Genomic DNA, 12,236 nt, shown 5'->3' on the forward strand with positions numbered 1-12,236 from the left:
GCGCTTGATTTAACATTGATTATTTAATAGTAGGTCACGTCGCCTGCGGTTGCTAGATAAACCCAGAGTGAGAGGCTGATGGGTGATTAAAAGTTAAAGATTTGCAAATAAATATTGCAGGAATTTAAGCAATGCCAAGTTTCAAGACTGATAACCCCTGTATACGAGTTGGTATATTGCATTCCTTAAGAGGTACTATGGCAATTAGCGAAGCCCCCCTGGTGGAAGCTGAGCTGATGGCGATCGCAGAAATTAACCAAACCGGAGGAGTTCTTGGTCAACCTATCGAAGCGATCGTTGAGGATGGCGCATCGAACTCAGCGGAATTTGAGAGCAAGGCCAGAAAACTGATTCAACAGGATCAGGTAGCCACAGTCTTTGGCTGCTGGACGTCTGCTTCTCGTAAGGCAGTTTTGCCTGTATTCGAGGTGTTAAATTCTCTGCTATGGTACCCCCTACAATATGAGGGTCTGGAATGTTCCCCCAATATTTTTTATACCGGGTCTTGTCCAAATCAACAAATTGAGCCAGCGGTGAACTGGCTGGTGAAAAATTACGGTAAGCGATTTTATCTGATCGGTAGCGACTATATTTTCCCCCTGACTGCCAACAAGATTATTAAAGCGCAACTGAAACAACTGGGGGGGACAGTGGTTGGGGAAGATTACATGGCTCTAGGCACTCAAGATATGGGTGAGGTGATCACCAAAATTAAACAGGTTCAACCAGATGTGGTCTTCAACACCCTCAATGGTGACAGTAATGTAGCCTTCTATCGCCAGTACAAATCCTCTGGAATTAGAGCTGATGAGATTCCGATTATGGCAGTGAGTGTGGCTGAGGCGGAACTCCAAAGGATAGGGGATACAGCGGCGGGACATTATGCCAGCTGGAGCTATTTCCAGAGTCTGAACACTCCTAATAATCAACGGTTTGTCCAGAATTTTCAGCGTCGTTACGGAGCTAACCGAGTGACTAGTGACCCCATTGAAGCCGCCTACGCCCAGGTTTACCTTTGGAAACAAGCCGTGGAATCCGCTCAATCATTTGAAGTAGACCGGGTACGGGTGGCAGCTTATGGTCAGAAATTTGATGCTCCGGGAGGATTAGTCCAAATCGAACCGAATCACCATATTGCCAAAAAATGCCGGATTGGGCGGATTTTGCCTACTGGACAATTTGAAATTGTGTTTACCAGTGAACGTCCGATTAAACCCCTACCCTGGTTAGGGGTTGAAACCTATAACTGTGCCTGTGATACACAAACTCACCAATACAATGGGTCGGCTAGGGCCACACCATTGATCGAACCCTACAGCACAAATGTGGTGATTGAATTATTGGCTGAGGTGGCTCAATGGATTGAAAAAGCTAGGTCTTTCGAGACCAATGCACAAGTATTAGAAATGGCAACGGCACAGTTGAAACATGAAATAGTTGAGCGGCAACGAATTGAAGCAAAACTCCAGAAAGCGTTCGATGAGCTAGAGCTAAAGGTTGAACAACGCACAGCTGACTTAAAAGCATCTAATGCTCAGCTAATTACGGAGGTGCGAGAGCGTCAGCAAGCTCAAGAAGAACTCAGGGCAGCTAAAGATCAGTTAAAGGCCGTGTTGGAAGCGGTACCGGGGATTGTCTCTTGGATTAGTTCGGATTTGCGCTACTTGGGTGTGAATCGCCATTTAGCCAAAACGTTTCACTTGCCCTCAGAGGGGTTTGTGGGTCAAGACATTGGGTTTCTTGAGGCTAGCTCAGAGTTTAATGACTTTGTCAAGGAGTTTTTTGCCAGCCCAGAGCAAGATGCTTGCCGAGAGGTCTTGGCTATTGTTAATGACGAAAAGCACAATTATTTAATTGTTGCCCAGAAGTACAATCAAGGCTCAGCTGCTTTCACCGTTGGGATTGATATTACCGAACGTCAGCAGGCCCTTGAGGACCTGCGCAAGACCAAAGATCAGTTACAGGCAGTTTTAGGCGCAGTACCAGGGATTGTTTCTTGGATTAGCTCGGATTTGCAATACCTAGGTGTGAATCACCATTTAGCCAAAACGTTTCACTTGCCCCCAGAGGCTTTTGTGGGTCAAGACATTGGGTTTCTTGAGGCTAGCTCAGAGTTTAATGACTTTGTCAAGGAGTTTTTTGCTAGCTCAGAGCAAGATGCTTGCCGAGAGGTGTCGGCTATCGTCAATAACGAAAAGCACAATTATGTGATTGTTGCCCAGAAGTACCATCAAGGCTCAGTTGCTTTCACTATTGGGATTGATATTACCGAGCGTCGGCAAGCTGAAGAAGCCCTGAGGCAAGCTGAAGCGAAATATCGCAATATCTTTGAAAATGCTGTAGAAGGTATCTTCCAAACCACCCCCTCAGGACGTTACCTCAGTGCTAACCCAGCTTTAGCTCGTATCTATGGTTATGAGTCCCCAGAAGTATTAATTAATACTGTCACGAATATTGAGCAGCAACTTTATGTTGATCCGAACCGTCGCTCCCAATTCATCCAGTTATTGGAAGAAAATCCTACCTTAGTGGATTTCGAGTCCCAAGTCTATCGCCAGGATGGCAGTTTGACTTGGATTTGCGAAAATGCCCGTGCCATTAAAGATGAAGATGGCAATCTGCTGTATTACGAAGGTACTGTAGAAGACATCTCTGAGCGTAAGCAAGCTCAGGAAGCCTTGCAAAAAGCCAATGAAGTGTTAGAAACCCGAGTGGAGGAACGAACAGCAGCACTACGGGACGCCAATCATCAACTACGGATTGAGATTGTAGAGCGCAAGCACATCGAAGCAGCACTACGTAAATCCGAAGCTGAGTTGCGGGTACTGTTTGGGGCGATGACAGATGTGATTACCGTTTTTGATGCTCAAGGACGATACATGAAAGTAGTCTCGACCAATTCTGAGGTTTTATATAGTCCAACGACCGAACTACTTGGTAAGAGTGTCTACGAGGTTTTTCCCCCCAAGCAAGCTGAACTTTTTGTCACCCATATCCGGCAAGTCTTAGATACTAAACAAACCCTGAATATAGAATACAGTTTACCTATAGGACATTATCAAGTAGGAAGTATTAAGGATGAAATTAGTTCTAACTCAGACTTGAATGGCCACAAACTTTCGGACTTCGATTCCAAGAATATAGGGCATCACACTAACAACTATTATCACAATTCATCCGATTATGAAAAATTTTCGGAATTCAATGGCCAAAAGCTAGTGGGGCAAACTGAAAAACCCTTTCATACTTCACACTTTAGAGGTGATAATTCCCAGGTGTGGTTTGCTGCGAGTGTCTCACCCCTGCCAAACAATTGTGTGATTTGGGTCGCTCGTAATATTACGGAGCGCAAACGGGTTCTAGATGCACTCCAGGAAGCTGAAGAGAAGTATCGTAGCATCTTTGAAAATGCCGCTGAGGGGATTTTTCAGATTACATCGAATGGGCAGTACCTGAGTGTCAATCCAGCTTTAGCTCGGATGTATGGCTACTCTTGCCCAGAAGAAATAGTTACTAAAGTGACCGATATTAAACAGCAACTTTATGTCAACCCCAACAGCTATGCTGAGTTTATTGCTGCGGTTGAGGAGCATGGTGCTATCTCGGATTTTGAAGCTAGGGTTTATCGACAAGATGGCCAAATCATCTGGACATCCCAGAATGCTCGTGTTGTGCGTGATGCTCAAGGGAAACTACTGTACTACGAAGGCACTGTAGCCGACATTACCAAGGGCAAACAGGCAGAAGCAGCGCTGAGAGCTGAACAAGAAAAGTCGGAACACTTGTTGTTGAATATTTTACCTCACTCCATCGCCCAACGATTAAAACAAGAGCCAAAAGCTATTGCGAATCGCTTTGAGGAAGTAACAATTCTGTTTGCTGATATTGTGGAGTTTACCAAGCTTTCTGCTCGCATCTCTCCCACAGAATTGGTTAATCTACTTAATCAAATTTTCTCAAGCTTTGACCAACTAGCGCAGCACCATGGATTAGAAAAAATTAAGACTATTGGAGATGCCTACATGGTTGTTGGTGGTCTACCAAACCCTAGGGATGACCATCCAGAAGCGATCGCAAACATGGCATTGGATCTGCAACAGGAAATTACTCGTTTCCAGCGGGATGATGGAGAACCATTCCGCCTGCGCATCGGGATTAACACTGGTCCTGTGGTAGCTGGGGTGATCGGTATCCAGAAGTTTATTTATGATTTGTGGGGGGATGCGGTTAATGTGGCATCTCGGATGGACTCTCAAGGGGAACCTGGGAGAATTCAAGTTACTGCTGCCACTTACGAGCGTTTAAGAGACAAGTATTTGTTTGAAGAGCGAGGAATTATTAATGTGAAGGGCAAAGGAGAGATGATCACCTATTGGCTGACTGGGCGAAAGTAAGTGATTGTGGAAGGTTGTTCGCTCTTGGCGTCCGAAGTAGGGTGGGTTGAGGGTTGTTCGCGTAGCGTGGCCAAAGGCCAAGGTTGAGGGTTGACCCCCTGCCGATCTTTGGGAGGATCAAAGCTTTAGTGTTAACTAGCAATTACCTGATTCATCTTCCATCGGCCTCTGCTCTATATATTTTTTTTGACTTTTTTGTAAAAACGTTTCACCAACATGCTAGCATTTTAAGCTTTGCTTGTCAGTAAATACACTTTGACACATCGTGCCGGTTTTTTGTGAAAGAGTTTGTCCAAAATTCATCCCACACTCAAAACGAAGTGTTGAGATGTGGGATGAATTTTGGCGGAAGCTAAGAAAGGGATAAGCTGTCTGTCACTATCCAGAATTCCAATAGGAATGCTGTATTATATAGTGTAATAGCCGGTGAAGCAAGTGTTTAATTTTAATTACAAATGACGAAATCAGTGTTGTGGTCAATTGCCCTATTTTCAATTGCCCTATCTGTACCTTTAGTCTTATCGAAATCCCTGTCACCTGGCTCTGAGTTAGAAACATCTTCCTCAACGTCTTCTGCTCCAAATTCCCCAGATCAAGTTTCCCCTGAGTCGGATGGGTTGGCTAACTCAGAGGATACTCCCACATCCGAACTAACATCTACCGCCACAGATCCAACACCATCCCCATCTCCTACCCCCAAGGATGAGAATTCCACTGTCTCTAAGTCACCACCCTCACCAACCCTAGCCCAAACTAAAGCTACCGAAGCATCAACCTCTAGCAAGCAAGACACGAAACAATCTACTGCTACTACTAAGGATAAATCCCAGGATAAATCAGATCAATCAGCCAAGACTGAGTCTTATAATCATAACAACCAGCCGCCCAGCCAGTCTGAAGGAGCTACCAAAAATCAGCAACCAGCACCAAAGCCATTGAATGATGCTCCCATCCTAGAAATGCGAGTTGCTGTAGCCAATGGTGTTAAGTCTCTGGTAGTGGCTACTTCAACACCGGGTGAGTTGCTAGATGCTAGGGGTCAGCCCCTGGGTAAACTAACGGCCAATCAGGGAAGTAATGTAAAACCATTAGGGGACTATATTCAAATTGGTAACTATAAGACCCCCGCAGGGCTTTGGGTGAAGCCAACTAACGGAGGGTATGTATTAGTGGGAAATCGCTGGTATCGAGGGGATTTGCTATTGATTTCTAAGGGAGATAGCATCTTGGCAGTAAACTACGTTGACCTTGAGCTTTACCTGACTTCGGTGGTGGGAGCGGAAGTGTATCCTAGTTGGCCAATGGCAGCTCTGAAAGCACAAGCCATTGCTGCTCGCTCCTATGCTTTGGTTCATGCGATTCGACCTGCTAGTAAGTTCTATGATTTGGGAAACACTCAGCGTTGGCAAGTTTACAAAGGAATCAAATATGAGTGGAACACCACGGCTCAGGCAGTTCAAGAAACTCGCGGCATTTTTCTAAGTTACAAAGGTGGGGTGGTAGAATCCTTGTACGCGGCTTCTGACCATATTGTCAAAAATGTATTTGGTGGTCAGGGTATGAGTCAAACCGGAGCTCGTGACTTGGCTAAGCAGGGTTACACCTATCAAGAAATTTTAGGCAACTATTATCCAGGCACTAGTTTGGCTTGGATTGATACTGTTGAAGCGGATTACGATTAGAGTTCTGTGCCAATTGAGCAACCCTATTCTGGAAATATGTGGATAGAATAGATATTTTGTTGTTTTCCACAGGGTGAAACTATCATGAGCCGTGCTGAAAAAGTTGTTCTAGCATATTCCGGTGGCGTAGATACGTCGGTTTGTATCCCTTATCTTAAAGAAGAATGGGGAGTAAAGGAGGTGATCACCCTAGCGGCAAATTTAGGTCAGGGAGATGAACTAGAACCAATCAGACAAAAAGCCTTGGACGCTGGGGCAACAGAATCCTTGGTTGCTGATGCGACCTACACCTTTGTCAAGGACTATGCGTTTCCAGCCATTCAGGCTAATGCTCTTTATGAAAGTCGCTATCCCCTCTCTACTGCTCTGGCTCGTCCCCTGATTGCTAAATTATTGGTGGAGGCTGCTGAAAAATACGGTGCAGATGCGGTAGCTCATGGTTGTACCGGTAAGGGCAATGACCAAGTGCGTTTTGATGTGTCGATTATCGCCCTTAACCCCAACTTGAAAATATTGGCACCAGCTAGGGAGTGGGGTTTCTCTCGTGAAGATGCGATCGCATATGGTGAGCGCTTTGGTATTCCCTCACCAGTGAAAAAGTCTTCCCCCTACAGCATTGACCGTAACCTGTTAGGGCGGAGTATTGAAGCGGGGGTGCTTGAAGATCCGATGGTAGAACCACCAGAGGAAGTTTATGCCATGACAAAAGCGATCGCAAATACACCAGACGAGCCAGAGTATATTGAAATCGGCTTTGAGCGAGGTATTCCCACTATTCTTAACGGTAATCTCCTTGACCCCGTGACTTTGATTAGTCAACTCAACGAGTTAGCTGGCAATCACGGTGTGGGACGGATTGACATGGTTGAGAACCGGGTAGTTGGTATCAAAAGCCGAGAAATTTACGAAACACCAGCCCTATCGGTGTTGATCCAAGCTCATCGTGACTTGGAAAGTCTGACTTTGACTGCTGATGTTACCCAGTACAAGCGAGGGATTGAAGACACCTACAGTCAAATGGTCTACAAAGGCTTGTGGTACAGTCCCCTTAAGGATGCTTTGGATGCTTTCATTCAAAAAACCCAGGAGCGGGTATCCGGTACAGTCAAGATTAAACTTTTCAAGGGTAATGCCATAATTGTAGGACGTCAGTCAGAGAATTCTCTCTACACTCCGGAACTAGCTACCTACACCTCGGAAGACCAGTTTGACCACAAGGCCGCTGAGGGTTTCATCTACTTGTGGGGATTACCAACTCGGGTGTGGTCAGCAAAAACCAGGAGTTAGGAATTTTGCGTTACGGTAATTGGGTTAAGGTAATCCTTAACTACCAATTACCGATTACCGTTTGCCAATTTAAACTAATCCCCCATCTCCAATTTCTGCCTACGAGACTCAAACCATTTAGGAACAACAATCGAGCCAATCACCAAGATCAGAGCAACAATCGCAAATTTAGATACCGAAGAGATTAATAGCTCCAGAGGTATCAAGCGTCCGCAAAAGTAGGATAAACTCACCATCACTGATGCCCAGATCGTAGCACCAGCTAAATTGAATAATATAAATTTCGGGTAAGGCATCTGAACAATCCCTGCCATTGGACCAGCAAAGATCCGCAGTATTGCCACAAATCGACCAAAAAAAACGGCCTTAGCAGCGTTCTTACGAAATTCGGTTTTAGCCTCTGTCAGTTGTGCTTCTGTGATCCGGACTAAACCCCCAATTCGCAGTAGTAAGGGCCAACCACCGATTTTCCCAATCCAGTAACCACAGTTATCTCCTAAGACAGCACCAGCGATCGCAGAGCATAGGACTACCCAATAATTGAGTTCGCCGCTACCTGCACCGAAGCCACCTACCAGGGTAATGGTTTCTCCCGGTATGGGAACCCCAGCGTTTTCCAGGGCAATCCCAAAAAAAACTGCCCAGTAGCCATAGTCCTTAGCTATGTCCTGGACTGTTTCCAACGATAAAAGCTCAAAAGACATCCAGCGTTACAAAAATTAATACTTTTTAATATTTTGGCTCGATCGTGTCTTTTGTGTCAATTAAAGCAGTATTATAGAAAATACTGGACAAACACAACCAGAACCAATTCGAGCTTTTATCAAAAGCTTGCTCGGTTAAATTAAAACTTGACTGGCGATGAATCCCATGCTGATCTTAGCTACAGAGTGGAGCTTATCGCCAGAATACCTAAAATTCACAATCCCATCAGGTGGGTACCAGTTCACCAGGACGAAGCTTTGCCCACTTCCCAGTTTCCTGCTTAAAGCTATTACACCCCACAACGTCCCATTCCATTTCGATTATATCTTCAGTAGAACGGATATTGACATTGATGGTGGGCTCAACCGCTTCAAAGTTGGGAGATTCCGTCAGGTGAGGTACCTGATGCTGGGTTTCCACAGCATGGTATGTAGTACACCGGTCTACGTAGTGGCAGTTAATGCAAATACACATTGCTTAAACTCCATTTCCTTTATTTTAGCATAGCTCAATTCAGAAATTTATTAGCTAGCTTATAATATCAAATACTTAAGTATTGGCTACTCTGTTTGCTACTTTTATAAAGTTATATGTTCGAGTTTACCACAATTGATATATAGTATTATTTCTGAGATTTCAGAAAATGACTAATGACTAATTACCAAACTGCTATATCACCCCAAAATTGGCCGTTTAACTGGGAGTTACTCCCTTCTGAGGCTTGCTTGGTGGGTGGTGCGGTTAGGGATGCTCTGATCAACCGACAGTCGGATTACTTAGACTTAGACTTTGTTTTACCCACTAAAGCAGTACGGACAGCAAGCAAGCTGGCAAGACGTTATAAGGCCGGATTTGTGGTTTTGGATGCCCAGCGTCAAATAGCTAGGGTAGTGTTTGGCAACGCAACAGTTGACTTTGCTCAACAGGACGGGGATAGCTTAGAGGCTGACTTACATAGGCGGGATTATACGATTAATGCGATCGCATTTAATCCCCACACCAAGGAATTCATTGATCCATTACAAGGTATCTTGGATTGCCGTAAAGGGATAATCCGGATGGTGTCACCAGAAAACTTACAAAATGACCCATTACGATTACTGCGGGCTTATCGACAAGCTGCTCAGTTGGGTTTTCAGATTGACCCAGCCACCCAATCAGTGCTAAGAAAGGTAGCACCATTATTGAGCCAAATCGCAGCAGAACGGGTACGGACAGAATTGGGCTATCTCCTCAAGTCTCCTCAGGGTGTACCTTGGCTAAAAGCGGCCTGGGAGGATAATGTATTACGACCATGGCTGCCTGATGCCACCGCTGAATCTTTCGAGTACATGACAGCAATTAACCCATCCGCGATGGTACTGGCAGAAACCTGGCCTAAGCTTGGGGTGGAATTGAACTTAAAGGTGACTAAGCATTCTTTATCGTTGCTAAATTTGGCTAAGCTAGCAAATTTATTATCATCAATACCAGCAGTTGCTGAACAACAGCTGTTAGCTCTAAAGTACTCTCGTGTTCAGACTCGAATAGTAGTCAGGGCAATCCAACATTTGCCCCAATTGCTGTCTTATACTACTGCCAAGGATATCCCATTACGGGACCAGTATTTCTTCTTTCTTAACGTTGGAGCTGTCTTTCCTGTGGTAGCGCTTTTGGCAGTTGCCAGGGGCATGGCTGTGGATACTATAGCACCCTTGATTGAGCACTATTTGAATCCCAATGACCAGGTTGCCCATCCCACACCACTGGTTACTGGTAAAGATTTAATCAAGTCTCTTAAGTTATCCCCTAGTTCTAAAATTGGTGAGTTACTGACTGAGATTCAACTTGCACGGATTGAGGGCAATATCGATAGTATTAAAGGTGCTCTGGAATTTGCCGCAAAGCTGGACTCAATCAACTGTGGCTCTGAAGACAAAAACAAATAACACATGATATTAAATCCGATTAACTTATTATCATAAGCTATCAGCTATCAGCTATCAGCTATCAGCTATCAGCTATCAGCTATCAGCTATCAGTTATCAGCTTATGGGCTATGGACAGGCTACTTGAGGTGCTTATGGGCATAGGGTAAGCAAAGGGAAGAGCTTTTGAATAAAACAGGTAAGCATTAGTTTAATCTGAGTTATGGAAAGCTGTTCGCGTAGGGTGAGCTTTTAGCTCACGGCTGACGGCTGACGGCTGACCGCTGACCGCTGAATGCTTACATCAGCAGTCATTTTGACCGCCGATTGATAATTCGATCCACAATAAAAGCAAAAATCGTAGCAAGGACAACACCAATCAAAACATGAAATAGCACAAACCATAAAGTGTAACTCAAGCAAGGCTGGAGTCCAGCTTCAGGACAATCATCTAAGGATCCCTTCCATTCTAGTGTGCTCAAGATCGCTTCTAGAGGTTGTTTAGCGTCGCTTTGGGACGAAATACTACTGACCGCTAGGCCAGTACCCACGAAGGTGATCCAAAGTTGTAGTCTTTTCTCCTGTTTATCAGCTTCTTTGTCTCGGGCTCGATCAGCCTCTTCCTTATCTCTGAGGGCTTTTTCCAAAGCGCGATCGCGTTCTGCTTGTTCAATTTCCACAATACCTCTGATTGAGGAAATCGCTTTGTCTAATAGGCCAGAACTATGTCCAAAATAGCTTAAGTTTATTTTAATTTGCTCTTGATAAGTATGGCTTATTTTATCAGAAAATACTGACAAAATCCTTAAATCATCCTTTGGTAATTTTTCTTGAAGTTGTTGAAGCTTTTCGGAATAATTTTGAGCATTAATCTTGATTGTCAAGCTATAGCTTTCTAACTGTCCCAGCAAGTCTGAATAGTTCAAGTCTAGCTTCGGCAGTATTCTCAGCTTATGCTTAAAGTCCAACAGTTCTGCTTCAGATAATGATCTCTGATTATCTTGACTTTGAGCTGTGGCACAGGCTTCCAGCCTGTGATCTGTCGTTTTATCTTGACTTTGAGTCGTGGCACAGGCTTCTAGCCTGTGATCTGTCGTTTTATCTTGACTTTGAGTCGTGGCACAGGCTTCTAGCCTGTGATCTGTCGTTTTATCTTGACTTTGAGTCGTGGCACAGGCTTCCAGCCTGTGATCTGTCGTTTTATCTTGACTTTGAGTCGTGGCATAGGCTTCCAGCCTGTGACCTGTCGTTTCATTGATTATTTTTTTGATATCTTGATATTGTTGTTTAACATCACTATACACCTCCCGGCTGATTTGATAAGCTCGAATAACTTTTTGGCGATAAAAAAATAAATCAATAAAGTTTTGATAAAACCAGCAAAAATTTTCGTCAGCTCGGGCACTATAGTTGCCATTCACCTCTTCTCCTAAAAATAGCCAAACAAAAATTTGGCCATAGTCTTGAGATTGATCGGGAATGCCATATTCAAAAATTGGACTATCAAATAATTGACCTTCTTGATACAGCGGTGGACAGTTATCCTTATCCTTTTCTCCCAGAAAATTCTGCACACACTGATCAGCTATCTCTTTCCATACATGGGAATCTTGCTGATGCTTCTGGGGTAGCCAAGCAGTTAGTAACAGAATTTGTCCTAGGGAACTGTTAATGTTACTGTTAATTTTACTGGGAAGAAAGCACTGGTCTGGATTAAAATAGTTGAATACAGTCAGGTCTACGTCTTCAGTTTTCTGATTATTCTCAACTTCAGGAATCCGAATATTCAAACCGAGAGCATAACTATCATAGATCTGGAGTGGACAAGCTTGACCAGTAATCCTTATTCCTTTGCCATTCTTCAGAGATAATTTTCCCTCCAACGGTAAGAGAATATTATCAGTTGTGGATCCTTTTAGTAAAGCAATGCGGGAACCTTCGGCAACGTCTCTCAGGTCTAGCTTATCTTGAATTTGAAATTTAGCACAAATCTGATCGTACTTGTGCCAAAGTAGTTTGCTGTTATAGTCGGTGTCTGGTTGGGAATCACTACTAGATGCATTCCTAAGATGGAAGGCAAAGAGATGAATATTAGGTGCGTAGATTTTATGAGTCATTGTTTGAGATTTTTAGTAAGCATTCAGGCGTCAGCCGTCAGCTGTCAGCTGAATGCTTATTTTATTCAATAGCTGTTCGCGTAGCGTGCGCGTAGCGCATAAGCTGATAGCTGATAGCTGATAGCTTACCTGACGGCTGACGGC

General features: G+C 44.2%; 7 protein-coding genes. 4 read left to right on the forward strand and 3 right to left on the reverse strand.

The window, feature by feature from the left end; translation table 11 throughout:
- Positions 1-131: 131 nt before the first annotated feature.
- From urtA to F6K57_RS04150, 3 genes are all read left to right on the forward strand, one after another.
- Entirely contained in the window at positions 132-4,394 is a 4,263-nt protein-coding gene (gene urtA / locus F6K57_RS04140; protein ID WP_293065075.1) for an urea ABC transporter substrate-binding protein, read from the forward strand.
- A gap of 455 nt (positions 4,395-4,849) precedes the next feature.
- Positions 4,850-6,076, forward strand: a complete 1,227-nt coding sequence (locus F6K57_RS04145; RefSeq protein ID WP_293065077.1) for a SpoIID/LytB domain-containing protein — start codon at positions 4,850-4,852, stop codon at positions 6,074-6,076.
- An 84-nt stretch (positions 6,077-6,160) separates the two neighbouring features.
- Positions 6,161-7,363, forward strand: coding sequence for an argininosuccinate synthase (locus F6K57_RS04150; RefSeq protein WP_293065079.1), 1,203 nt, complete (start codon positions 6,161-6,163; stop codon positions 7,361-7,363).
- 74 nt (positions 7,364-7,437) lie between these two features.
- Here the strand turns inward: F6K57_RS04150 and F6K57_RS04155 are convergent, their stop codons facing one another.
- Together F6K57_RS04155 and F6K57_RS04160 are read right to left on the reverse strand one after the other, a co-directional pair.
- Positions 7,438-8,067, reverse strand: a complete 630-nt coding sequence (locus F6K57_RS04155) for a DedA family protein (RefSeq protein ID WP_075898074.1) — start codon at positions 8,065-8,067, stop codon at positions 7,438-7,440.
- Between the two features lie 226 nt (positions 8,068-8,293).
- Positions 8,294-8,542: a Ycf34 family protein gene (locus tag F6K57_RS04160; protein ID WP_044492409.1), complete on the reverse strand. Its 249-nt coding sequence runs from the start codon at positions 8,540-8,542 to the stop codon at positions 8,294-8,296.
- Between the two features lie 176 nt (positions 8,543-8,718).
- Between F6K57_RS04160 and F6K57_RS04165 the strand changes: the two genes are divergently transcribed.
- Positions 8,719-9,996, forward strand: a complete 1,278-nt coding sequence (locus F6K57_RS04165) for a CCA tRNA nucleotidyltransferase (protein ID WP_293065082.1) — start codon at positions 8,719-8,721, stop codon at positions 9,994-9,996.
- Positions 9,997-10,286: 290 nt separating this feature from the next.
- Here F6K57_RS04165 and F6K57_RS04170 read toward each other — a convergent pair whose 3' ends face one another.
- A complete protein-coding gene (locus tag F6K57_RS04170; RefSeq protein WP_293065084.1) occupies positions 10,287-12,092 on the reverse strand; it encodes a hypothetical protein in 1,806 nt (601 codons plus the stop codon).
- Between the last annotated feature and the right edge of the window lie 144 nt (positions 12,093-12,236).

Source organism: Moorena sp. SIO4A5, from assembly GCF_010672005.1.
Lineage (GTDB): Bacteria > Cyanobacteriota > Cyanobacteriia > Cyanobacteriales > Coleofasciculaceae > Moorena.